Source organism: Klebsiella sp. P1954 (assembly GCF_018199955.1).
Lineage (GTDB): Bacteria > Pseudomonadota > Gammaproteobacteria > Enterobacterales > Enterobacteriaceae > Klebsiella > Klebsiella pneumoniae.
In genome coordinates this window covers 5,309,995-5,333,713 of record NZ_CP073373.1, presented here as the reverse complement: position 1 = coordinate 5,333,713, position 23,719 = coordinate 5,309,995, and the positions used below count along the sequence as shown (strand labels likewise).

Below are 23,719 nucleotides of genomic sequence, written 5' to 3'. Positions count from 1 at the left end.
CCACTATGTTTACACCACGCCTGGCGGTACTCGGCGCGGGACTGATGGGCGTCGGTATCGCCTGCCATTTCGCCCGTCACGGTCACGCCGTCCGCCTGTATGACACCGACCCGCAGCGTCTCGCCGAGGTTCCGGCGGTGGCCAGCGCCATCCTGTGCGAGCTGGAGGCCAGCGGTCAACAGGATCCCGCCGACCGCGACGCGGTGCTGGCCCGTCTGACCCCCACCCCGACGCTGAATGCCCTGGCCGATGCCACGCTGCTGATTGAAGCGATCCCCGAACGGCTGGCGCTGAAGCACGCCCTGTACGCCGAGCTGGAAACGCTGATCGCCGACGAGGCGATTATCGCCAGCAACACCAGCGGCCTGCCGCCGGATCAGCTGGCGCAGGGCATGCGCCTCCCGGAACGGCTACTGATCGCTCATTTCTGGCATCCGCCGCACCTGATCCCGCTGGTGGAAGTGGTGCCCGGGAGCGCCACGCTGCCTCATCTGGCGCGCGAGGTGAGCGGCTTTTGCGCCGCCTGCGCGCTGGAGGCGGTGGTGCTCAACCGCGCCGCGCCGGGCTTTGTCGGCAACCGGCTGCAGTTCGCCCTGCTGCGCGAAGCGTTGCATATCGTCCACAGCGGCATCGCTTCCCCGGAGGTGGTGGACCAGGTGATGCGCGCCTCGCTGGGCCGCCGCTATGCGATGGTCGGCCCGCTGGAGGCTGCGGACATGACCGGCCTGGCGACGGTCCAGGATATCTGCCAGCACCTGCTGCCGGAGCTGGCCAGCGGCACGGAGATGATGTCGCTGGTGGCGGAGAAAGTGGCGCGAGGCGACACCGGCGCCCGCAGCGGGCAAGGCTTTTACCGCTGGGACGAGGCCCGGCACCAGCGCATCCAGTCGCGCCGGGAACACCAGCTGCGCTTCGCCCTGAAACCCTAGTATCGCGTTCTGTACCCCTACAATAACAATGAGAGTGAGACGTCGTGATGAGTGTGATAATAGCCCTGGCCGCGCTGGCGTTACTGATGCTGGCAGCCTACCGTGGATACAGCGTGATCCTCTTTGCGCCGATCGCCGCCCTCGGCGCGGTGCTCCTCACCGACCCGGGCGCGGTCGGCCCGGCCTTTACCGGCCTGTTTATGGAAAAAATGGTCGGCTTTGTGAAGCTCTATTTCCCGGTGTTTCTGCTGGGCGCGGTATTCGGCAAGCTGATTGAGCTGTCGGGATTCTCACGTTCGATTGTCGCCGCCGCCATCCGCATCCTTGGGCGCCGCCACGCAATCCCGGTGATCGTGCTGGTGTGCGCCCTGCTGACCTACGGCGGGGTGTCGCTGTTTGTGGTGGCCTTTGCCGTCTACCCTTTCGCCGCCGAACTATTTCGCCAGAGCGGGATCCCCAAACGGCTGATCCCCGCCACCGTCGCCCTCGGGGCATTCTCGTTTACCATGGACGCCCTGCCCGGCACGCCGCAGATCCAGAATATTATTCCCACCAGCTTCTTCGGCACCAACGCCTGGGCGGCCCCCTGGCTGGGGCTTATCGGCTCGCTGTTCATTATCATCTTCGGTTTGCTGTGGCTGGAGCGTCAGCGCCGCAAAGCGCAGGCCCGCGGCGAAGGCTATGGGACCGACCTGCAAAATGAGCCGGAGACCCCGGATGACATCGATCTGCCGCATCCGCTAATCGCTATCGCCCCGTTGCTGCTGGTGGGGGTGCTGAATTTGCTGTTCACCCACTGGATCCCGCAGTGGTACGGCGCCAGCCATGAGCTCAACCTGCCGGGCCTGGCGAAGCCTGTCGTCACCGAAGTGGGGAAAATCACCGCCATCTGGGCGGTGCAGGCGGCGCTGCTCTCCGGCATTGTGCTGGTGCTGGTTTGCGGCTATCGCAATATCCGCGGCCGGCTGGCGGAGGGAAGCCGGACGGCGGTGGGCGGGGCTATTCTCGCGGCGATGAACACCGCCTCTGAGTATGGCTTCGGCGCGGTTATCGCCGCCCTGCCGGGTTTCCTGGTGCTGTCAAAAGCCCTCGCGGCCATTCCCAATCCGCTGTTAAACGAGGCGATCAGCGTCACGGTGCTGGCCGGGATCACCGGCTCGGCCTCCGGGGGGATGAGCATCGCCCTGGCGGCGATGTCCGAGACCTTTGTCGCCGCCGCCCACGCCGCCAATATTCCGCTCGAGGTACTGCACCGTGTCGCCGCCATGGCCAGCGGCGGCATGGACACCCTGCCGCACAACGGGGCGGTGATCACCCTGCTGGCGATCACCGGCCTGAGCCATCGCCAGGCCTACGGCGGCATTTTCGCCATCACGGTGATCAAAAGCCTCGCGGTACTGTTTGTCATTGCCACGTTCTATGTGACCGGCATTGTCTGATACCAGATTGAAGGAGTAATACAATGAACTTACACGGTAAAACGGCGCTGGTCACCGGCTCCACCAGCGGCATCGGTTTAGGGATCGCCAAAGTGCTGGCGCAGGCAGGCGCCCAGCTGGTGCTCAATGGCTTCGGCGACAGCAGCCACGCCCGGGCTGAAGTCGCCGCGCTGGGCAAGATCCCCGGCTATCACGACGCCGACCTGCGCGACGTCGGGCAGATCGAAGCGATGATGCGCTATGCCGAAAGCACCTTCGGAGGCGTCGATATCGTGATCAATAACGCCGGCATCCAGCACGTGGCCCCGGTGGAGCAGTTCCCGGTGGACAAATGGAACGATATTCTCGCCATCAATCTCTCCAGCGTCTTCCACACCACCCGCCTGGCGCTGCCGGGTATGCGCCAGCGCAACTGGGGGCGCATCATCAACATTGCCTCAGTGCATGGCCTGGTGGCGTCGAAAGAGAAATCGGCCTACGTCGCCGCCAAGCACGCGGTGGTCGGGCTCACCAAAACCGTGGCCCTGGAAACCGCGCGCAGCGGCATCACCTGCAACGCCATCTGCCCTGGCTGGGTGCTAACCCCGCTGGTGCAGCAGCAGATCGACAAACGCATCGCCGAGGGGGTCGACCCGGAGCAGGCCAGCGCCCAGCTGCTGGCGGAAAAACAGCCCTCCGGGGAGTTTGTCACCCCGCAGCAGCTGGGCGAAATGGCGCTGTTTCTGTGCAGCGACGCCGCCGCCCAGGTGCGCGGCGCCGCATGGAACATGGATGGCGGCTGGGTGGCGCAGTAAGCCGCTGGCGCCGCGAAGATCAGAACATCGCCAGAAAGCGTTTCACCGTACGCGAGCGCTCGAAGCGCCGCCAGGCGATGGCGATATCGGTCTTCAGCGGCGCCCCGCTAAGCGGGTGATAGCTGACGTTCGGCTGCTGGATGCAGGTCATCGACTGCGGAACCAGCGCGAAGCCGAAGCCTGCATTGACCATGCTCAGCGACGATGAAATTTGCGACGACTGCCAGGCGCGCTCCATATCGATCCCGGCGCGCAGGCAACTGTTATACACCAGCTCATACAGCCCGGGGGCCACCTCCCGCGGGAAGAGGATCGGCGCCACGTCGCGCAGCTGCTCCAGGGCCAGGGTCGGCTGCGTCGCCAGCGGGTTATCGCGCGGCAGCGCGATAACCATCGGCTCCTCATCGATAATCCGCAGATTAAAGGCTTTACTGCTCTCGCACGGCAGGCGGACGAAGGCGATATCCAGCTCGGCCTCGCTCAGGGCGGTCATCAGATTGGCCATATTGTCTTCCATCTGGTGCAGGGTCACCCCGGGGTGGTCGAGCTGAAAACGGTGCAGCAGCGTGAAGATTTGCGGATGGAAAGCATCAGAACTGGTAATGCCTAGCGACAGGCTGCCGTTCATCCCGCGCGCAATGCCCTTGGCCTTCTCCAGCGCCGCATCGCTCATGGCGAGGATCTGGCGGGCATCCTCATAGAAAGACTCTCCCGCTTCCGTCAGCTCCACCCCGCGGGTTAAACGCCGAAACAGCGGGGTCCCCACTTCGCGCTCAAGCCGCTGAATTTGCTGACTTAACGGAGGCTGTGAAATACCCAGCTCCTTGGCGGCCTGGGTGAAGTGCCGCGTCCTGGCGACGGCGACAAAATAGCGAAGATAACGAAGTTCCATATCGAAAACGTCTCAAACCAGCATGGTTTCTATATTGGAACTGTGAGCTGAATCGGGTCAACATTTATTTAACCTTTCTTATATTTGTTGAACGAGGAAGTGGTATATGAATCATTCTGCTGAATGCACCTGCGAAGAGAGTCTATGCGAAACCCTGCGGGCGTTTTCCGCGCAGCATCCCGAGAGCGTGCTCTATCAGACATCGCTCATGAGCGCCCTGCTGAGCGGGGTTTACGAAGGCAGCACCACCATCGCGGACCTGCTGAAACACGGCGATTTCGGCCTCGGCACCTTTAATGAGCTGGACGGGGAGCTGATCGCCTTCAGCAGTCAGGTCTATCAGCTGCGCGCCGACGGCAGCGCGCGCAAAGCCCAGCCGGAGCAGAAAACGCCGTTCGCGGTGATGACCTGGTTCCAGCCGCAGTACCGGAAAACCTTTGACCATCCGGTGAGCCGCCAGAAGCTGCACGAGGTGATCGACCAGCAAATCCCCTCTGACAACCTGTTCTGCGCCCTGCGCATCGACGGCCATTTCCGCCATGCCCATACCCGCACCGTGCCGCGCCAGACGCCGCCGTACCGGGCGATGACCGACGTCCTCGACGATCAGCCGGTGTTCCGCTTTAACCAGCGCGAAGGGGTGCTGGTCGGCTTCCGGACCCCGCAGCATATGCAGGGGATCAACGTCGCCGGGTATCACGAGCACTTTATTACCGATGACCGCAAAGGCGGCGGTCACCTGCTGGATTACCAGCTCGACCACGGGGTGCTGACCTTCGGCGAAATTCACAAGCTGATGATCGACCTGCCCGCCGACAGCGCGTTCCTGCAGGCTAATCTGCATCCCGATAATCTCGATGCCGCCATCCGTTCCGTAGAAAGTTAAGGGGGTCACATGGACAAACAGTATCCGGTACGCCAGTGGGCGCACGGCGCCGATCTCGTCGTCAGTCAGCTGGAAGCTCAGGGGGTACGCCAGGTGTTCGGCATCCCCGGCGCCAAAATCGACAAGGTCTTCGATTCACTGCTGGATTCCTCGATTCGCATTATTCCGGTACGCCACGAAGCCAACGCCGCATTTATGGCCGCCGCCGTCGGACGCATTACCGGCAAAGCGGGCGTGGCGCTGGTCACCTCCGGTCCGGGCTGTTCCAACCTGATCACCGGCATGGCCACCGCGAACAGCGAAGGCGACCCGGTGGTAGCCCTGGGCGGCGCGGTAAAACGCGCCGATAAAGCGAAGCAGGTCCACCAGAGTATGGATACGGTGGCGATGTTCAGCCCGGTCACCAAATACGCCGTCGAGGTGACGGCGCCGGATGCGCTGGCGGAAGTGGTCTCCAACGCCTTCCGCGCCGCCGAGCAGGGCCGGCCGGGCAGCGCGTTCGTTAGCCTGCCGCAGGATGTGGTCGATGGCCCGGTCAGCGGCAAAGTGCTGCCGGCCAGCGGGGCCCCGCAGATGGGCGCCGCGCCGGATGATGCCATCGACCAGGTGGCGAAACTTATCGCCCAGGCGAAGAACCCGATCTTCCTGCTCGGCCTGATGGCCAGCCAGCCGGAAAACAGCAAGGCGCTGCGCCGTTTGCTGGAGACCAGCCATATTCCAGTCACCAGCACCTATCAGGCCGCCGGAGCGGTGAATCAGGATAACTTCTCTCGCTTCGCCGGCCGGGTTGGGCTGTTTAACAACCAGGCCGGGGACCGTCTGCTGCAGCTCGCCGACCTGGTGATCTGCATCGGCTACAGCCCGGTGGAATACGAACCGGCGATGTGGAACAGCGGCAACGCGACGCTGGTGCACATCGACGTGCTGCCCGCCTATGAAGAGCGCAACTACACCCCGGATGTCGAGCTGGTGGGCGATATCGCCGGCACTCTCAACAAGCTGGCGCAAAATATCGATCATCGGCTGGTGCTCTCCCCGCAGGCGGCGGAGATCCTCCGCGACCGCCAGCACCAGCGCGAGCTGCTGGACCGCCGCGGCGCGCAGCTCAACCAGTTTGCCCTGCATCCCCTGCGCATCGTTCGCGCCATGCAGGATATCGTCAACAGCGACGTCACGTTGACCGTGGACATGGGCAGCTTCCATATCTGGATTGCCCGCTACCTGTACAGCTTCCGCGCCCGTCAGGTGATGATCTCCAACGGCCAGCAGACCATGGGCGTCGCCCTGCCCTGGGCCATCGGCGCCTGGCTGGTCAATCCTGAGCGCAAAGTGGTCTCCGTCTCCGGCGACGGCGGCTTCCTGCAGTCGAGCATGGAGCTGGAGACCGCCGTCCGCCTGAAAGCCAACGTGCTGCATCTTATCTGGGTCGATAACGGCTACAACATGGTGGCTATCCAGGAAGAGAAAAAATACCAGCGCCTGTCCGGCGTCGAGTTTGGGCCGATGGATTTTAAAGCCTATGCCGAATCCTTCGGCGCGAAAGGGTTTGCCGTGGAAAGCGCCGAGGCGCTGGAGCCGCCCCTGCGCGCGGCGATGGACGTCGACGGCCCGGCGGTGGTGGCCATCCCGGTGGATTATCGCGATAACCCGCTGCTGATGGGCCAGCTGCATCTGAGTCAGATTCTGTAAGTCATCACAATAAGGAAAGGAAAATGAAAAAAGTCGCACTTGTTACCGGCGCCGGCCAGGGGATTGGTAAAGCTATCGCCCTTCGTCTGGTGAAGGATGGATTTGCCGTGGCCATTGCCGATTATAACGACGCCACCGCCAAAGCGGTCGCCTCCGAAATCAACCAGGCCGGCGGCCGCGCCATGGCGGTGAAAGTGGATGTCTCCGACCGCGATCAGGTGTTTGCCGCCGTCGAACAGGCGCGCAAAACGCTGGGCGGCTTCGACGTCATCGTCAACAACGCCGGCGTGGCGCCGTCCACGCCGATCGAGTCCATTACCCCGGAGATTGTCGACAAAGTCTACAATATCAACGTCAAAGGGGTGATCTGGGGCATCCAGGCGGCGGTTGAGGCCTTTAAGAAAGAGGGTCACGGCGGGAAAATCATCAACGCCTGTTCCCAGGCCGGCCACGTCGGTAACCCGGAGCTGGCGGTGTATAGCTCGAGTAAATTCGCCGTACGCGGCTTAACCCAGACCGCCGCTCGCGACCTCGCGCCGCTGGGCATCACGGTCAATGGCTACTGCCCGGGAATTGTCAAAACGCCGATGTGGGCTGAAATTGACCGCCAGGTGTCCGAAGCCGCCGGTAAACCGCTGGGCTACGGTACCGCCGAGTTCGCCAAACGCATCACCCTCGGCCGCCTGTCCGAGCCGGAAGATGTCGCCGCCTGCGTCTCCTATCTTGCCAGCCCGGATTCTGATTATATGACCGGTCAGTCATTGCTGATCGACGGCGGGATGGTATTTAACTAATAAAAAAAGCTCTGACATGGCTTGCCCCTGCTTTCGCGCAGGGGCTTTTTTGGTTTGGGTGTGAGCTTCGTGCAAAACACAGCAACGATATTTGAAAGTCTCTGGCGTTGTCACTTACGCTTCGGCACAACGTGGCAATCTGGCTGGGATGAAAGTATGCTTTGAGCGAAGAGCTACCTGTCACTGTGTGCGATTGAATATTTTGTCACACGAGCATAACAACCCTATTGAGAAATCTGGATCTAACATCTATATATCAGCAATATACTCCACTTTATAAACCGTAGATCAGGAGATTACTTTGCAACCAGATCGCTCAAGACTTTATCTTCGCCGCGTAAACGCATCAGATATAGATGATCTCTTCAGGATTTATGGCGACCCTGCAACAAATACGTTCAATCCAGCAGGCCCGTATCCCGATATTAGTCACGCACGTAATGTAATGGCCCGCTGGCTTAACCACTGGGAGAATTATAGGTTCGGAAACTGGGCTATCTCACTGAAAGAGAATCCCGATAGAATTATCGGTTTTGGAGGGCTTAGCATTATCAGTTATGACAATACACCGATAATGAACCTGGGGTATCGTTTCTCTACAGAGTCGTGGGGGAAAGGTCTGGCGACAGAGTTCGCTAAATATGCGGTCGGGTACGGGTTTGATGTTTTAAAACTGGCTGAGATTTCTGCGGTAGTAAGACCAAACCATCTGGCATCCCAAAAGATCCTGACGAAAGCAGGTCTCCGGTTTTCACGAAATATTCATGACGTGAAAAATGAGCCCGCAAGCATGCTTTTTACTGTGACTCTGGATGAGTGGAACAACGCGCTAAGTAGGGGAACTACCCCACCCATTGATCATTAGAGTTCATGCGTAACGCCCGCTGCTGACGCGGATCGGACGAGCGACTGAGTTGTAGGTCCGCTATGAGCGAAGAAAGGACGTTTGCAGTCGCTCTCATTCTGATGACAGCGGCACCCATGTCTGTCTAAGATTATCGTCAAGGGTTGTTCTGTTATCATAACGAGCACATACTTTAGCTATACAAACGGATAAAATTAAATAAGGGACTTAAGAGGATGAACATGAGAGTGATTATTATTCTGTTGTTATCCATTGCTCTTTCTGGCTGTGATTTTTTTAAAACGGATTTTACTGTGGAGGAAGCTGGTAAGCGAGCCACCTTAGGTGAGTTACAAATAAAAGTGGGAGATCTGCGCAATGGTGACATCGATATAATTGACGGTTCCAATGTCTATGTTACATATACAAATAAATATGGAACTCAAATTATGAAGAAAATTTTTATAACTATGAAAGATGGTATTAAACCCAATGATATTATGCACATACCAATTCCGGATTTTGGTTATACACTAGGTGATATACATATCTGTTTTTATTACAAGGAGGGGGTTAATGAGAGGATGACATATGAAGTTTTTCTACCTATATATGAATATAACGAATTTCGAATGAGCGCAACAAAGGGTTTCAAATTTTATAGAAATAACAATGAAATGTTATATAAACAGCCGTTTGAATTCTATGTAAAACCAAACCTTAAGCTTGATGGTCTACATGGATTCATTAACAAAGATTTCCCTATTGGATCAGGTTTGTCCTCTGTATAAATGTTCAACGAAACTAAAACCATGGAAATGGATTTTTGTGGAGGCACAAAAAACGCTGTATGAATCGCCATGGCTTAGGCAGCCATTTTTCGATATGCAGATAATCTCCTACTTCCACTTTGGGCACACAGCAGACATGAAATTCTGGAATAGCATTCGTACATTTACAACATCGAGAGGCTTCTGAAAGCCGCGTCAGCGGCATGACAGCGCCAGCAGAGAAAAACCCGGATGGCGGCGTATGGCGCCTTATCCGGGCTACGCTCTGGTGCCGTATTTTTGCCGGGTGGCAGCTACGCCTTACCCGACCCGGTGATTTGGCGCTCAATTCGCGCCCTTCGCAGGCCCGCGCAAGCGTAGCGCCGCCGGGCAAGGGCAGCGGGTGCGGAGCCGCTTTTGTGCCGGGTGGCGGCTGCGACTTACCCGGCCTACGGTCCGTGCGACTTGTCGTTAATTTATTCACCATTGTTGCTGAAACTGCCGGTGCTGGCGGCCTCAAAATCGCTGAGACGTTCCCGGAAGGCCGGGGCAGCCCGCATGGATGCGGGCTGAGGGCCGTGTTTTGCACGGACGCTGCCTCGGCCCGACCCGAAGCCTGCGGGGATAAGTCGAAGGGACCGCGTAGCGGCGATTTTGCTGGCCGGAGCCCGGGGGTACAGGGGGCGGCGGCGACTGGCCGCCCCCTGTGCGCTCCCTGCGCCATGCCAGGCATAACGCAGAAGATTAATCGGGAGCGCAAAATACGCTGAAGCCACAGATAACATAAAAGACTTCCCGGCAGTGCTTTCCCTCACCCAGGCCTTCTTCCGGAGGGAGAGAGAACCGTACGGCAGTCGTTGCCGTTCCATGACGCTCCCTGCGCCACGGAGAACCAGGTGCAGCACCACGAAACGGGAGCACAGAGTACGCTGAAGTCACGCGTGAGAAACGCTTTCCCGGGCTGAGAACCAGGAAACCGATAATAGTCGCCACCACCGCCGGCAAGAAATCAGGCTCCGAGCCCAACATGTTGCCGGGTGGCGGCTGGCGCCTTACCCGGCCTACAAAGGCTACCCGCGATTTGGCGCTCTATTCGCGCCCTTCGTAGGCCCGCGCAAGCGTAGCGCCGCCGGGCAAGGACAGCGGGCACGGAGCCGATTTTGTGCCGGGTGGCGGCTGCGCCTGACCCGGCCTACAAAACCAGGGCTGACCGTACCGCCCTCGCGGCAGACCCCACGTTCAGCGCCGCCGGGCAGTTATTGCGCCTGCTGCTGCGCCTGCGCCAGCTGGCGGACAATCGCCGCGCGCCGCGCATCCCCTTCCGGCAGCCGGGCCAGTAACGCCTGCAGGGCCGCCACGGCCTCGGGGTAATCTTCATTGCGCACCGCGCTCAGGGCCAGCATCTCCAGCACCGGCAGGCTGTTCGGCTGCCGCTGATGCAGGTCGCGCAGCAGCAGCTCGCCCATCCGAACCTGACCGCTATCTCCCGCCCGCACCAGCGCGCTGGCGTAATCGAAAGCCGCCGCCGGGTCGTCCGCCGCCAGAGCATGCGCCCGGCCAAAGGCGCCGATCGCCGTCTCGCCATCGTTTAACAACAGGCCCAGCCGCCCAAGCAGCTGCCAGCCGGCGAGGTCGTTCGGGGTATCCTGCAGGTGGCTGCGCAGGCCAAGCCGCAGCTCCGCCAGCTCATCCATTCGCAGCGGCGCCGCCGTCGGGTCCTTAACCTGCTGCAACAGTGCAGGATAATGTCGTTCAGCCTGCTGCCAGAGCAGCACCTGACCAATATCGCTGGTTTTCAGATACAGGCCCAGACTCAGGACCACCAGCAGCAGCGCGCCCGGAAGCAGCGCCCAGCGGCGTAGCGGCCGTTCGCCAGGCTGTGCCTGGGGCGGAATATCCGTCAGCAGGGTGCGCTGCAGTTCGACGACCAGCGCCGGGTTGTCCTCGCCGCGCTCCTGCGCCAGCTCCTGCAGGCGCGACTGGTACAGGGCGCGGTTGAGGGCATTGCGGTCTACCGCCCCTTTGCCCGACCACGGGAAGTACAGCAGCCCCAGCGCGCCAGCCAGCAGCAGCGCGACGATAACCACCAACAGGCTCATCGTTCTTTTCCTTCTTGCAATAATGCCGCCAGCCGCTGGCGCTCTTCGACGCTGAGCGCCGCGTCAGGAATGTCGCGACGGCGCGTGCGGGCGATAATCACCCCCGCGCCCGCCAGCACGAACAGCCCCGGCCCCAGCCACAGCAGCACCGTGCCCGCGGTCAGGGGCGGCTCGTAGCTGACAAAATTGCCGTAGCGAGCCACCATATAGTCAACGATCTGCTCTTGCGTTTTTCCCTGCTGCATCAGCTCGTACACCTTCTGCCGCATATCGGCGGCAATCATCGCGTTTGAGTCGGCGATGCTGTTGTTCTGGCATTTCGGACAGCGCAGCCGGGAGGTGATCTCGCGGAAAGCCTGCTCCTGGGCCTCGTCTTTAAACTGCCAGGTGTCGATGGCGGCCCACGCCTGGCCGGTCAGCATCAGCGCCAGCAGGATGACCATTACCCCTCTCATCAACCCGCCCTCCGGTTGTATTGATCCCACAGCGGCTGGAGCTCCTCGCGCCACACCCGTTCGTTCAGGTCGCCGGCGTGCCGCCAGCGGATAATGCCCTGACCGTCGATGAGAAACGTCTCCGGCGCGCCATAGACCCCGAGATCCAGGCCAAGCATGCCGTTGCCGTCGTAAAGGCTCAGCCTGTAGGGATTACCCAGGCGCTGCAGCCAGCTCATCGCCTTCTGGCGATCGTCTTTGTAGTTCATCCCCACCACCCGCACGCCCTGCTGCGCCAGGCCGTTGAGAAACTGATGCTCGGCGCGACAGGTTGGACACCAGGTGGCCCAGACATTGAGCAGCAGCGGCTTGCCGTCAATCAGCGTCCGTCGGTCCAGCGTCTGACCGGGGGTATTCAGCGCTTCAAGGCGAAATTCCGGCAGCGGTTTGCCAATCAGCGCCGACTCGAGGGTCGTCGGGTCATCGCCATCGGCGTTGCGCATCAGTTGCCAGAACAGCGCGGCGGCCAGCGCCAGAAACAGCACCAGCGGGATAAACAGTAGCTTCCGGTTCATGAGGCCTCCTGCAGCTTCTTACGCATCCGGTAGCGCGGGTCGAGCATGCAGCACAGACCGCCGAGGGCCATCAGCACCCCGCCGTACCAGATCCAGCGAACGAACGGTTTATAGTACAGACGCACCGCCCAGCTGCCGTCGCTCAGCTCTTCCCCTAGCGCGGCGTACAGATCGCGGGTCAGCCCGCCGCTGATCGCCGCCTCGGTCATCATCATCCGGCTGGCGGTGTAAAAGCGTTTCTCGGCATACAGCGTCGCTTCCGGGCGGCCGTTGCGGGTCACGGCGATAATGCCTTCGCCGCCGGTCCAGTTGGGGCCGACGATATTGCGCACGCCGTTAAACACAAAGTGATAGCGGTGGATATCGATGCTGTCGCCGGGGCGCATCCGTACATCGCGCTCCACGCTGTAGTTCTGGCTGAAGGTGATGCCGATAACGGTCACCGCCACGCCAACGTGGCCGAGCACCATCCCCCACTGGCTGCGGGTCAGAGTGCGCAGGCCGCGCCAGAAGCCGTGGCGATGGGTGGCCCGTTCGTGAACCTCCATCAGGGCGAAGATCAGCACCCACAGGGCCATCATCAGGCCTATGACCGCCATGGCGGTGATACGGTCCTGCAGCAGCCACGGCAGCGCCAGAGAAAGTGACAACGTCACCAGCAGAGCGATAATCAGGCGCTTAATCTGCCTGGCGACGTCATCGCGCCGCCAGCGGATCAGCGGTCCCAGCCCCAGCAGCAGCGAAAACGGCGCCATCAGGGCGGTGAACATGGTATTGAAGAACGGCTCGCCGATGGAGATGCTGCCGAGGCCCAGCTCTTTATGCACCAGCGGCAGCAGCGTTCCGAGGAGCACCACCAGCATCGCGGCCATCAGCAAGATATTGTTGCCAAGCAGGAACGACTCGCGCGACCACAGCGTATGTTCCACCCGCGCCCGCACCCGGCCACCCTTCAGGGCGTACAGCAGCAGCGATCCGCCGATGGCGACAATCAGCAGTACCAGAATAAACAGCCCGCGCGACGGATCCGAGGCGAAGGCATGCACCGAAACCAGCACCCCGGAGCGCACCAGGAAGGTGCCCAGCAGGCACAGGGAGAAGGCGGCGATGGCCAGCAGCACCGTCCAGGCGCGGAAGCTGCCCCGCTTCTCGGTTACCGCCAGGGAGTGCAGCAGCGCGGTTCCCACCAGCCACGGCATAAACGAGGCGTTTTCCACCGGGTCCCAGAACCACCAGCCGCCCCAGCCCAGTTCGTAGTATGCCCACGCCGAGCCCAGCACGATGCCGAGAGTGAGGAACATCCATGCCGCCTGGGTCCAGGGACGCGACCAGCGCGCCCAGGCAGTATCCAGCCGGCCCGCCAGCAGCGAGGCGATGGCGAAGGCGAAAGCCACCGAGAAGCCGACGTAACCCATATAGAGGATCGGCGGATGGAAAATCATGCCGATATCCTGCAGCAGCGGATTGAGGTCGCGGCCATCAATGGGGTACTGCGGCAGGCCGCGGCTGAACGGGTTGGAGGTAAAGAGGATAAACAGCAGGAACCCAAAGGCGATCATCCCCATCACCGCCAGCACCCGGGCGACGGCGTCGAGCGGCATCCGGCGGCTGAAGATGGCGACGGCGAAGGTCCAGACGCTGAGCAGCAGAACCCACAGCAGCAGCGAGCCCTCGTGCGCCCCCCAGGTCGCCGCTACCCGATACCACACCGGCAGCGCGCTGTTGGAGTTTTCCGCCACATAGCGGACGGTAAAGTCATTGACCACAAAGGCGTGCACCAGCAGCAGGAAGGCGCCGCCGATACAGGCGAATAGCCCACAGGCCAGCGGCCGCGCCAGGGCCATCAGCCGCCGATCCTGCCGCGCCGCGCCCCACAGGGGATAGACGCTCAGGAGCAGCGCCAGCCCCGCCGCCAGACACAATAAAAAGTTGCCCAGCTCCGGCATCATGGCTGCGTCCCCGTTTTCTCCGGCGTCATGGCGTTTTTCACCTCCGGCGGCGTGTAATTTTCATCATGTTTGGCCAGCACCTGCTGGGCGGTAATATGCCGCTCGCCATCCAGTACGCCCTGGGCCACCACGCCCTGCCCTTCACGAAACAGGTCCGGCAAAATGCCCTTATAGCTGACGTCCACCACCCCGCGGGCGTCATACAGCTTAAAGCGCACGTCGAGAGTTTGCGGGTCGCGCTGCAGGGAGCCCGGCTGAACGTAGCCCCCCACCCGCAGGCGCTGCCCGGTATGGGGTAGCGCCCGGGTTTCCGTTTTGCCGTAGATAATTTCCCCCGGGGTGTAGAACAGATCGATATTGCTGCTCAGGGCGTACAGCGTCAGGCTGACGGTGAGCCCAAGTCCGGCGAGCACCGCCAGCACGATATACAGCCGGGTTTTACGACGCGCTTGCATCCGCGGCCTCCTTGTCATGTTCGCGGGCGGCAGCGATCCGCCGCTCGCGCGCCTGCTGGCGTCGCACCTCATGGAACAGCGCCCGCCGCGCCCACAGGGTATGCACCGTCAGCAGGCCAAAGGCGGCGACGGCCACGGCCACCGCCAGCCAGACGTACACGGCATAGCCGCCCATATTCAGGAAGGCGGCGAAAGACGAAAAGGCGGGGCTCATCGGGCGGCTCCTTTATTCACCAGCGCCACCACCCACGGTCGACGGCGCTCCAGTTGCAGGATCAGGTTACGCAGGCGCATCAGGGTCAGGGTGACCGACAGCGTGAGGAAGGCAAAGATGCAGATCCGCAGCGGCAGACGCATGCTTGGGTCGATGGTTTGCTGCAGGTTGGTCGAGCCCTGGTGCAGGGTGTTCCACCAGTAGACCGAGTAATGAATGATGGGCAGATTGACCACCCCGACCAGCACGAGGATCCCCGCCGCGCGCCCGGCCAGCCGGCGGTCGTCAAAGGCGTGCCACAGGGCGATGACCCCGGCATACAGAAACAGCAGCACCAGCTCCGAGGTCAGACGGGCATCCCAGATCCACCAGGTCCCCCACATCGGCTTGCCCCATGCCGCGCCGCTGACCAGCGCCACCAGGGTGCAGACCGCCCCCACCGGCGCCAGGGCGGCGATCGCCAGGTCGGCCATTTTGATCTGCCAGACCACCCCGACGAAGGCCGCGACGGCCATCGCCAGGTACAGCCCCATCGACCACATCGCCGCCGGGACGTGAAGGTACATGATCCGGTAGCTTTCCCCCTGCTGATAGTCCGCGGGGGCGAAGCCAAAGCCCCACCCCAGGCCGATGACCAGCAACAGCGCGCTCAACGCCGCCAGCCAGGGGATCCAGCATCCGCACAGGCGGTACAGCCGCTCGGGGATCGCCAGTTGATGTAACGCTTTCCACATAGACGCTTACTCACACGGTTATGATGGCCGCGCCCGCAGGCGCAGCGAGTTATCGCACGGTCAGCCGCAGCGCAGCGGCGGTGGCGAACGGACACAGGGTGGCGCTGGCGGTTAAGAACGCCGCCAGCATCGCCAGATAGCCGCCGACCGGGAGCCCGGCGGCCGCCGCCTGGCAGGCCGCGGTGGCGAAAATCAGCAGCGGCACCGCCAGCGGCAGCACCAGCAGGCTCAGCAGGACGCCGCCGCGCTTCAGGCCGACCGTCAGGCCAACCCCCACCGCGCCGAGAAAACTGAGCGTCGGGGTGCCGAGCAGCAAGGTCAGCGCCAGCACACCGGCGTCATGCAGACTCATCCCCAGCAGCAGCGCCGCCAGCGGCGAGACGATCAGCAGCGGCAGGCCGCTCATCATCCAGTGGGCAACCACCTTCACCAGCACCACCGCCACCAGCGGCGTCGGCAGGAGCATCAGTTGCTCCAGGGAACCGTCCTGCCAGTCGTCGCGAAACAACCGATCCATCACCAGCAGCGCCGCCAGCAGCGCGGCGACCCACACCACGCCCGGCGCAATCTGCGCCAGCAGCTGCGGCGCGGCGCCTACGCCGAACGGAAACAGGGTGATGACGATCAGAAAGAACCAGAGCGGATTGAGGATCTCCGCCCCGCTGCGCCACGCCAGGCGCAGTTCCCGGGCCAACAGCGCACGCATTATTGCCCGCCTCCCGCGTCGCCGCCGAGGCGCAGGGTGCGCAACGGACAGCCCAGCGGCCGCAGCGGCTGGTGGGTGGTGAGGATGGCGCATCCCCCCTGCCGGGCGTGCTGCTCCAGGCGACCGGTCAGGGTTTCCATCGCCGTGGCGTCGAGGGCGGTGAACGGCTCATCAAGGATCCACAGCGGCGCGTCGGTTAACCACAGGCGGGTGAGCGCCACCCGACGCTGCTGCCCGGCGGAGAGCTGGCTCAAGGGGAGATCTTCATAGCCCGCCAGGCCGACGGCGGCGAGGGCGCTTTCCCGCTGCTGAAGGCGGCTGGCCGGAAAGAAGAAACGCAGGTTTTCATCGGCGGTCAGCGCCGCGTTAACGCCGGGTTTATGGCCCAGCCACAGCAGCTGACGGTGAAATGACTCCCGGACCTTCGCCAGCGGCTGGCCCTGCCAGCTCACCACCCCGCTTTCCGGGCGCGCCAGGCCGCAGAGGATCCGCAGCAGCGAGGTTTTCCCCGCGCCGTTATCACCGGCGATCTGCAGCAGCTCGCCGGCAGCGAGGGACAGCGTCAGCGCCGCAAACAGCGGTCGATCGTCAACGATGCAGGTCAGTCGCTCTGCATGCAGCATGAAGGCAAACTCCTTGATTCAGACAGTATTTTACGTCGTCGCTAAGTATGGGTTGCGCCGCGCGGGCGACGCAACCCTGACGCTTACTGTCCGGCCCCCGGCAGCTTCGAGATATCGGCGTTGCCTAACGCCTTCTCATCATGCGCCGCAGTCTCCTTACGCACCTTCGCCACATCGCTGGCGCTGACCGCCGGCGCGTTGTTGCCCCAGCTGGTGCGGATGAAATTGACCACATCCGCCACCTGCTGGTCGTCCAGGCGCCAGCCGAACGACGGCATGGTCAGGTTGGAGACCGCATCTTTCACCGCCGGCGTGGTGCTCCCGGTCAGAACGATGTGGATAAGCGAAGTGGCATCTTCCGTCTGTACCACCGGGTTGCCCTTCAGCGACGGGAAGGCGCGTTTATAGCCCGCGCCGTCGGTACGGTGGCAGGCGGCGCAGTTATCGACGTACAGCGCGGCGCCGGTTTTGCTGTCGTTACCCTTCAACAGATCTTTCGCCACGCTGTCTTCCACCGGGGCTGGGGTCTGTTTGCCGCCGCGCGGCGGGAGCGACTTCAGGTAGCGGGCGATGGCGGTGATGTCGTCATCAGAGAGATACTGCAGACTATGCTCCACCACATCGCTCATGCCGCCGAAGACCACCGATTTATCGTTGCGTCCGGTTTTGAGGAACTCGGCCAGCTCGGCTTCGCTCCAGGTCCCCAGACCGTCGCGGTTTTCGCCGCGCAGGCTGGAGGCGACCCAGCCGTCAATCGGCGCATTGCTGCCCGCCAGGTAATCATCGCCTTCGCTTTCGCTGAGCGCTTTTTCCTGCATCGTCAGGCTACGCGGGGTATGACAGGCGCCGCAGTGGCCCAGGCCTTCCACCAGATAGCGGCCGCGCTCCAGCACCGGGTCAACCTGCGGGTTGGCGACAAAGTCGCTCGGCGTCGGGGCGAAGATGCCGCGCCAGAACGCCAGCGGCCAGCGCATCGACAGCGGCCATGGGATGTCGGTGTCCTTGTTGGCGACATTCACCGGCTCCACGCCGTGCATAAAGTAGGCGTACATGGCGCGCATGTCCGCTTCGCTGATCCGCGCGAACGAGGGATACGGCATCGCCGGATAGAGCGTGGAACCGTCTTTCCGCACGCCCTTGCGCACCGCGTCGTCGAACTCTTCGAAGGTGTACCCGCCAATGCCGTGTTCTTTATCCGGCGTGATATTGGTGGAGTAGATGGTGCCGATCGGCGTCTCCATCGGCAAACCGCCGGCGAAAGGTTTCCCCGCTTTGCCGTTGGTGTGGCAGGCGACACAGTCCCCCGCCCGCGCCAGATACTCCCCCTGCTTAATCAGATTGCTGTCCGCAGGCGCCTCTTCGGCGAAGGCCGCGCAGCTCAATGCCCCAAGCACCAGGGCCGATAACCATTGCATTTTCATCATCTGCCTTCCTTTATGCCTGCACCAGGGGACCCGGATTTTTCAGATACTGCTCACGGATCGCCTTCGCTGACCAGTAGGCCAGCGCGGCCACCGTGCCGGTTGGGTTGTAGCCCAGCCCCTGCGGGAACGCGGAGGCGCCGATGACGAAGACGTTATGCACGTCCCAGCTTTGCAGATAACGGTTAACGGCGCTGGTTTTCGGATCTTCCCCCATCACCGCCCCACCGTTCATATGGGTGGTCTGGTAGGTGGTGGTATCAAAGTGGCTGTTGGCGTTTTTTGGGCTGCCGAGGATATATTTCGGCTTCATCGCTTTAGCGATCGGCGCCATCTTATCGAACATAAACTGCGCCATCTTGATGTCGTTTTCCTGCCAGTCGAAGGTCATGCGCAGCAGCGGCTGGCCAAAGACGTTTTTGTAGTTCGGATCAAGATCGAGGTAGTTCTGCCGATAGGACTGGTGCGCGCCGTGGGCATCCATCGACAGGTGATGGGTGTAGGTATCGGCCACCGCCGCTTTCCACTTGCTGCCCCACGCCGGGGTGCCCGGCGGTACCGGGAAACCGGAGATGGGCTTGGTCCCGGCCTGGTTGACCCAGAATGGCGAACCGCCGACAAAGCCCGCCGCGCCGTGGTCGAAGTTGTCGGCGTTGAAGTCGTCGACCCCGACGCCGTTGCCGCCCGCGCCGATAAACGGGTTGGTATAGGTGTCTTTGTCGAAAATGGCCTTGATGGTGGTCATGTTCTGGTAGGCGAAGTTACGCCCCACCACCCCTTCGCCGGTCTCCGGATTGTACGGTTTGCCGATCCCGGAGAGCAGCATCAGGTGCACGTTGTGGAACTGGAAGGCGCCGATAATCACCAGGTCCGCCGGCTGTTCCATTTCGCGCCCCTGGCCGTCGACGTAGGTCACGCCGGTGGCGCGGGATTTGTCGTCGGTCAGGTTGACCTTCAGCACGTTGGCGTTGGTCCGCAGCTCAAAGCGTTTTTCCTGGCGCAGCGCCGGCAGAATGTTCACGTTCGGCGAGGCTTTAGAGTACATGTAGCAGGCGTAGCCGCTGCAGAAACCGCAGAAGTTGCACGGGCCCATCTGCGCGCCGTAGGGGTTGGTATAGGAGTCGGAGGTGTTGGCCGACGGCAGGTTATAGGGGTGATACCCCACTTCCAGCGCCGCTTTTTCAAACAGCTGCGCCGACCAGGTGTTTTTCTGCGCCGGCAGCGGGAAGTCGTCCGAGCGGTCCGGGGCGAAGGCGTTGCCGCCGCGGCCTTTGCCGACGACCTTGCCTTTGATCGACCAGGCGGTCCCGGAAGTACCGAATACTTTTTCCGCTTTATCGAAGAATGGTTCCAGCTCGTCGTAGGTGACGCCGAAATCCTGGATGATCATATCCTGGGGGATGAAGTTTTTGCCGTAGCGTTCTTCATAGTGGCTGCGCATCCGCAGCTCAATGGGATCGACGCGGAAATGGACGCCGGACCAGTGCAGCCCGGCGCCGCCCACGCCGGTACCCGGCAGGAAGGCCGCCAGCTGGCGATAGGGCACCGCCTGTTGGCTGGTGTTATGCCGGATGGTGACGGTGCTTTTCGATAGATCCTGGAACAGCTTGCGGCGGATGTTGTAGGTCAGCTCATCAATCACCTGCGGATAGGCGCCGTCCGGCCAGGTGTCGCGCATCGGGCCGCGCTCCAGCGCGACGACGTTGAGCCCCGCTTCGGTCAGCTCTTTGGCCATGATCGCCCCAACCCAGCCGAAGCCGACGATCGCGACATCGGTTTTTTTCAATACGGTGGCCATGATTACGCCCTCTCCCCATTAATTGATACCGGCGGGAAGGGGTAGCGTTCGCCCCGTTCAACCCAGTCCATAAAGTCGGCGCGCGCGCCGGGAAAATTAATCAGCGTCCAGCCGACCATGCCTTTATTGCCGCCATGGATCGGGTCGCTGAAGAACCCTTCGCGGGTGTTTTGCAGCAGATAGGTGAAGAACAGCGAGGCCGGCAGCTGTTTGAACTCGGCTTTACCCGATTCCCACAGGCCGAGCGCCTCGTCCTGCTGCTCGCTGCTCAGTTCAGCGAAGGTTTTATGATATTTGTCCTGACACCACGCCTCGGCGTCGGCGATCCCGAGGTTATAGATCTGTTTGGGCACCAGCGGCAGCTGATAACCCATCTCTTTCGGCACGTCGGGATTGAAGGGCCCCTGCATATACCAGATGGAGCCGGTGGCGTAAGGGGTATTGAGCTGGCGGTCGATAAACTCCGGGACGCCGGCCTCTTTGGCGCCGGGACCGAGTTCATCCGCCGGGATTAAGCGAGCGACGGCGGCGTTGATAAACGCCCACTCACGATCGTTGAAGAACTGCGGCTTCCAGTCGCTGGCCGTCGCGGTGTTCCCGGAGGCTGGCTCTGAAGTGGGGGCCGCCTGCGCGGTCGCGCTGGTGGCCACGCCAATAGCCCCTGCTCCCGCGCCGCCGATCACCACCGTCGGGATCAGCGCCATCGATTTAACCAGGAAATCACGCCTGGAATTGTTGGTTTTCTCGCTCGACATCATCACATTCCTGTCATTGAAAATTACTGTTTTTGTCGCTGACAAAACCAGTGAATGTCGTGCTGGAACCGATACCATTGCGCTTTTAAACCGCTTAGCGTCTGGCCCGGCCCGGCAAGTCGGATAAAACATCGCCAGAGGCGATATCATTTATAGGGTTATCGTTTGGATAGTAGACGATTCTCAACGAAACGCGGGAAATCGGAGAGAAATTCACCGGTCTGTCATCGTGAGAAGAGTGCTGCCATAACCTTGAGGCGGTAAACCAGCGGCATTCACACCGCGCTGAGCTTACCCATGCGCCAAAAAAGAGTGACTTGTATCACAAATGTTATTTTTTGTTTATGGTACATGGCAGATTAAACGTCTGTAAATACTCGTATTAGGAATAATTAAACATTTTGAGCTGTTAAAAAAGTTAATAACCGTTGTTAACTATCTTGTATCTATTGTCCGGCTAGCGCCTTCAGCTGGTGATATCCCGTCCACAGGAGAAGAGAAGATATGTTCGATCATGTGAAATTCGGCGTTAGCGACTATGCCGCCAGCAAAGCGTTCTTTTTGCAGGCCCTGGCCCCGCTTGGCGTAACGCTGGTCGGCGAAGGCGAACCGAGCTACGGCGCAGAGCTGGCCGGCAGCGGCGATGCTTCTCTATGCCTCTATCAAAGTGCGGAAAAACCGGCGCCGCTGCACATTGCCTTTCGCGCCGACAGCCGCGAGCAGGTCGATGCCTTCTGGCAGGCGGCGCTGGCCGCCGGAGGAAAGGACAACGGCGCGCCGGGGCTACGGCCAAACTACCACGCCAGTTACTACGCCGCGTTTGTGATTGCGCCAGACGGGCACAATATTGAAGCCGTGTGCCATCTGGCGGGGTAAGCTGAGTGGAAAAAAATTCCCACGTCCGTGGGAAACGCTGAAGGTATGGATGTGTCGGATTCAGCTGACCGGCTCAATGAGGGCGGACAACAGTCCGTTGAAGTGGGTATGTGACTCAATGACATAATCCGAGGAGACTTTATCGCGGATTTCGAAACGGTCATCTGTGAAGCTGTAGACAATCACGGACATGCCCTCTTCACCAATGACTACTTTGCCGATGAGGTTCGGATCGACATAGATTTCGTTAATACGCGTATCAAAGTTTCGAACAAAGATATTCGACCATGCAGGTTCACCGTTCTCTGCCTGCACCAGGCTGTACAATGTCATGCCATTGTACTCACCCCCATCCATAATATTGAACATATCAGCGTAGTCCGGCCGACTAATCAATAGTCGTTGAATATCCTCATAGACCCTTCTTTTCTTGTCCTCCCATTCAACAGGCGCGACTTTGTGCATTAAATCTGCCATGACGTCTGGGTCTACAGGGTCGGCTACGGGATAATTACCTTCAACCATCAGCGACTTCAGGTTACGAATCGTGAAATAGCGCTTTAGCTGGGCGGGGAATAAAACTGGCATTGCGATTGTTTTTCCTTTCTCGTCGCAAAACTCGACCAGATAGCCAGTTGTTGGCGAATTAAAAACCATAACAATAGTACCAAGCGTTCCTTTTACCAGCCCTTCATTCGGCAAATCCTCACTTAAAACCACAACGTCTAATTCGGCACTTTTCATGTTTATTTCCCTATTTAACGTAAATAGTTGTCAGGCGAGGAACGAGCGCATCTGTTTCATACATCCAGCCTGTACGGATGACCGCCGTTTCACCATTGATGCCTAAAATTGGCATATCTACAGCCATTGTTTGACCGTAGTTGTTTGTCTGCAAAATCGTTGCCGGGGCCGATAATACGCCCTTCTGAATTCGTGCTGCTAAGACATCCGCATTCGTTGGGTTGTACCCCAGGGCAGACTCAAACACCCGAGCCTTATGACCGCCTGTAGGATGTGTTGAATCTAAAGCGTACGTCGCGAGTTTTTTCGGATCGATAACGGCGTATTCAGCATTCACTAACGTACCGTTCTCAGAGATGAAGCCCTTCACATACGGGCTTTCGAAGGCTGGTATTTTACTGAGACTCGATAACTCATCTAACTCACTTAAAGGATTCAATCTACCCATTGTTAATCCTGCAGCGAAAGAGGCTCCTGCAATGAGTAATCCTTTATTGCCCATAATCTGGTCGTAACCTGCAAGCGCATCCCCACCCAGTTGCAACGCTGTTTCATGGAATCCTTCAAGGTTGCCATTATATATACCGCCAGCGGCTAGCAGTCGGCCAATGGTCTTACTGTTTAGTGTCTTTGACGCTGGTGCGATTCTTGAGCCATTATAATTGTGTTGTATACGCTGAGTGGGAGCAGGCCTCCTTCCTTGGCGATCGGCAATCGTGTGCCTGTAGGCGTTCATAATTTCGTCCTTAAACCACGCATGGTATGACGAAGCGGTAGGGGTAAAAATTAAATCGCCATTGTCGTCGATGTAAAATGGATTTCTGTCACTGCTCCAACACCTGGAGATATCCACACCAACAAGCCAGCCAATTTGTAGCCTGTGCTCTACCTCATCATAGATAGGATCTGCATAGCTACGTTGCCTTCGTTCATATGGCCTTTTATGTGGAGATGAGTTGTATATTTCCTTCGGTAGGCCAAAAGCGAGGCTGTGACCATTCGCCTCACAGGAGAGGTCGTAATTTATACACGCTTCTCTTAGCGAACCTGCTGGTGTCAAAATATATTGAAAGTCTTCAGGATTTAATTGGCGTATTAAATCATGTGACTGGTAAAGTCGAAACATATGAATTCCCTATCCTTCATTTTATAAGAATCATTCGCCGTTATTGCTTTAAACAGTTCCCTTCTCTATCGCAATAAAATATTCCTACCTCTACCAAACGACAGTTTCATTAGCTAAAAATTATTTTAGTTTCGCTGGCTATAAAATATTTATTCTAATACGAGTATTCCGCT

General features: G+C 60.0%; 24 protein-coding genes. 9 read left to right on the top strand and 15 right to left on the bottom strand.

Features of this window, described 5'->3' with window-relative positions; all coding sequences use genetic code 11:
- Positions 1-5: 5 nt before the first annotated feature.
- The 3 genes from KB890_RS25635 to KB890_RS25625 are packed head-to-tail and all read left to right on the top strand — an operon-like array spanning position 6 to position 3,162.
- Positions 6-929 carry a 3-hydroxyacyl-CoA dehydrogenase family protein gene (locus KB890_RS25635; RefSeq protein WP_004180252.1) on the top strand — a complete coding sequence of 308 codons (924 nt, stop codon included), beginning with the start codon at positions 6-8 and terminating at the stop codon, positions 927-929.
- Between the two features lie 44 nt (positions 930-973).
- The gene (locus KB890_RS25630) at positions 974-2,368 is read left to right on the top strand and encodes a GntP family permease (RefSeq protein ID WP_020323796.1); all 1,395 of its coding nucleotides are present in this window, start codon (positions 974-976) and stop codon (positions 2,366-2,368) included.
- A gap of 23 nt (positions 2,369-2,391) precedes the next feature.
- Positions 2,392-3,162 carry a 3-hydroxybutyrate dehydrogenase gene (locus KB890_RS25625; RefSeq protein WP_002908202.1) on the top strand — a complete coding sequence of 257 codons (771 nt, stop codon included), beginning with the start codon at positions 2,392-2,394 and terminating at the stop codon, positions 3,160-3,162.
- A gap of 19 nt (positions 3,163-3,181) precedes the next feature.
- On the opposite strand, the gene KB890_RS25620 is transcribed toward KB890_RS25625, so the two are convergent.
- The gene (locus KB890_RS25620; RefSeq protein WP_004145376.1) at positions 3,182-4,054 is read right to left on the bottom strand and encodes a LysR family transcriptional regulator; all 873 of its coding nucleotides are present in this window, start codon (positions 4,052-4,054) and stop codon (positions 3,182-3,184) included.
- Between the two features lie 106 nt (positions 4,055-4,160).
- Between KB890_RS25620 and budA the strand changes: the two genes are divergently transcribed.
- The 5 genes from budA to KB890_RS25595 all read left to right on the top strand — a co-directional run bounded on the left by budA (position 4,161) and on the right by KB890_RS25595 (position 9,058).
- Positions 4,161-4,940 (top strand): acetolactate decarboxylase, encoded by a 780-nt coding sequence (gene budA / locus KB890_RS25615; protein WP_004180260.1) that lies wholly within the window; start codon positions 4,161-4,163, stop codon positions 4,938-4,940.
- Positions 4,941-4,949: 9 nt separating this feature from the next.
- Complete coding sequence (gene alsS / locus KB890_RS25610) at positions 4,950-6,629, top strand: acetolactate synthase AlsS (RefSeq protein WP_094965650.1); 1,680 nt, start codon at positions 4,950-4,952, stop codon at positions 6,627-6,629.
- Positions 6,630-6,652: 23 nt separating this feature from the next.
- Positions 6,653-7,423, top strand: a complete 771-nt coding sequence (locus tag KB890_RS25605; RefSeq protein ID WP_004151179.1) for a (S)-acetoin forming diacetyl reductase — start codon at positions 6,653-6,655, stop codon at positions 7,421-7,423.
- Between the two features lie 301 nt (positions 7,424-7,724).
- Positions 7,725-8,288 carry a GNAT family N-acetyltransferase gene (locus KB890_RS25600; RefSeq protein ID WP_004180262.1) on the top strand — a complete coding sequence of 188 codons (564 nt, stop codon included), beginning with the start codon at positions 7,725-7,727 and terminating at the stop codon, positions 8,286-8,288.
- Positions 8,289-8,509: 221 nt separating this feature from the next.
- Positions 8,510-9,058 carry a hypothetical protein gene (locus KB890_RS25595; protein ID WP_004180263.1) on the top strand — a complete coding sequence of 183 codons (549 nt, stop codon included), beginning with the start codon at positions 8,510-8,512 and terminating at the stop codon, positions 9,056-9,058.
- A 1,235-nt stretch (positions 9,059-10,293) separates the two neighbouring features.
- Here KB890_RS25595 and ccmI read toward each other — a convergent pair.
- From ccmI to KB890_RS25535, 12 genes are all read right to left on the bottom strand, one after another.
- Positions 10,294-11,136 carry a c-type cytochrome biogenesis protein CcmI gene (gene ccmI, locus KB890_RS25590; protein WP_004180268.1) on the bottom strand — a complete coding sequence of 281 codons (843 nt, stop codon included), beginning with the start codon at positions 11,134-11,136 and terminating at the stop codon, positions 10,294-10,296.
- Entirely contained in the window at positions 11,133-11,579 is a 447-nt protein-coding gene (locus KB890_RS25585; RefSeq protein ID WP_020325166.1) for a cytochrome c-type biogenesis protein, read from the bottom strand. Before KB890_RS25585 ends, ccmI begins: the two co-directional genes overlap by 4 nt.
- Before the next feature lie 11 nt (positions 11,580-11,590).
- Positions 11,591-12,145 (bottom strand): DsbE family thiol:disulfide interchange protein, encoded by a 555-nt coding sequence (locus KB890_RS25580; protein ID WP_002908216.1) that lies wholly within the window; start codon positions 12,143-12,145, stop codon positions 11,591-11,593.
- Positions 12,142-14,094: a heme lyase CcmF/NrfE family subunit gene (locus KB890_RS25575; RefSeq protein WP_004194012.1), complete on the bottom strand. Its 1,953-nt coding sequence runs from the start codon at positions 14,092-14,094 to the stop codon at positions 12,142-12,144. The genes KB890_RS25580 and KB890_RS25575 overlap by 4 nt, the downstream gene beginning before the upstream one ends.
- Entirely contained in the window at positions 14,091-14,549 is a 459-nt protein-coding gene (gene ccmE, locus KB890_RS25570; RefSeq protein ID WP_004180275.1) for a cytochrome c maturation protein CcmE, read from the bottom strand. Before ccmE ends, KB890_RS25575 begins: the two co-directional genes overlap by 4 nt.
- Positions 14,533-14,763, bottom strand: a complete 231-nt coding sequence (gene ccmD / locus KB890_RS25565) for a heme exporter protein CcmD (protein WP_002908220.1) — start codon at positions 14,761-14,763, stop codon at positions 14,533-14,535. Before ccmD ends, ccmE begins: the two co-directional genes overlap by 17 nt.
- The gene (locus tag KB890_RS25560) at positions 14,760-15,497 is read right to left on the bottom strand and encodes a heme ABC transporter permease (RefSeq protein WP_002908223.1); all 738 of its coding nucleotides are present in this window, start codon (positions 15,495-15,497) and stop codon (positions 14,760-14,762) included. Before KB890_RS25560 ends, ccmD begins: the two co-directional genes overlap by 4 nt.
- Before the next feature lie 49 nt (positions 15,498-15,546).
- The gene (gene ccmB / locus KB890_RS25555; protein ID WP_004151166.1) at positions 15,547-16,206 is read right to left on the bottom strand and encodes a heme exporter protein CcmB; all 660 of its coding nucleotides are present in this window, start codon (positions 16,204-16,206) and stop codon (positions 15,547-15,549) included.
- Complete coding sequence (gene ccmA / locus KB890_RS25550; RefSeq protein ID WP_004180281.1) at positions 16,203-16,826, bottom strand: cytochrome c biogenesis heme-transporting ATPase CcmA; 624 nt, start codon at positions 16,824-16,826, stop codon at positions 16,203-16,205. Before ccmA ends, ccmB begins: the two co-directional genes overlap by 4 nt.
- Before the next feature lie 83 nt (positions 16,827-16,909).
- Positions 16,910-18,250, bottom strand: coding sequence for a c-type cytochrome (locus KB890_RS25545; protein WP_020325167.1), 1,341 nt, complete (start codon positions 18,248-18,250; stop codon positions 16,910-16,912).
- Between the two features lie 10 nt (positions 18,251-18,260).
- Entirely contained in the window at positions 18,261-20,045 is a 1,785-nt protein-coding gene (locus tag KB890_RS25540; RefSeq protein WP_002908285.1) for a GMC family oxidoreductase, read from the bottom strand.
- A gap of 2 nt (positions 20,046-20,047) precedes the next feature.
- Positions 20,048-20,803: a gluconate 2-dehydrogenase subunit 3 family protein gene (locus KB890_RS25535; protein ID WP_020325165.1), complete on the bottom strand. Its 756-nt coding sequence runs from the start codon at positions 20,801-20,803 to the stop codon at positions 20,048-20,050.
- A gap of 501 nt (positions 20,804-21,304) precedes the next feature.
- On the opposite strand from KB890_RS25535, the gene KB890_RS25530 reads away from it, so the two are divergent.
- Positions 21,305-21,676: a VOC family protein gene (locus tag KB890_RS25530; protein WP_002908289.1), complete on the top strand. Its 372-nt coding sequence runs from the start codon at positions 21,305-21,307 to the stop codon at positions 21,674-21,676.
- Positions 21,677-21,736: 60 nt separating this feature from the next.
- Here KB890_RS25530 and KB890_RS25525 read toward each other — a convergent pair whose 3' ends face one another.
- A complete protein-coding gene (locus KB890_RS25525) occupies positions 21,737-22,420 on the bottom strand; it encodes a YrhA family protein (RefSeq protein WP_004891304.1) in 684 nt (227 codons plus the stop codon).
- Positions 22,421-22,430: 10 nt separating this feature from the next.
- The gene (locus tag KB890_RS25520; RefSeq protein WP_020325169.1) at positions 22,431-23,546 is read right to left on the bottom strand and encodes a DUF6883 domain-containing protein; all 1,116 of its coding nucleotides are present in this window, start codon (positions 23,544-23,546) and stop codon (positions 22,431-22,433) included.
- Between the last annotated feature and the right edge of the window lie 173 nt (positions 23,547-23,719).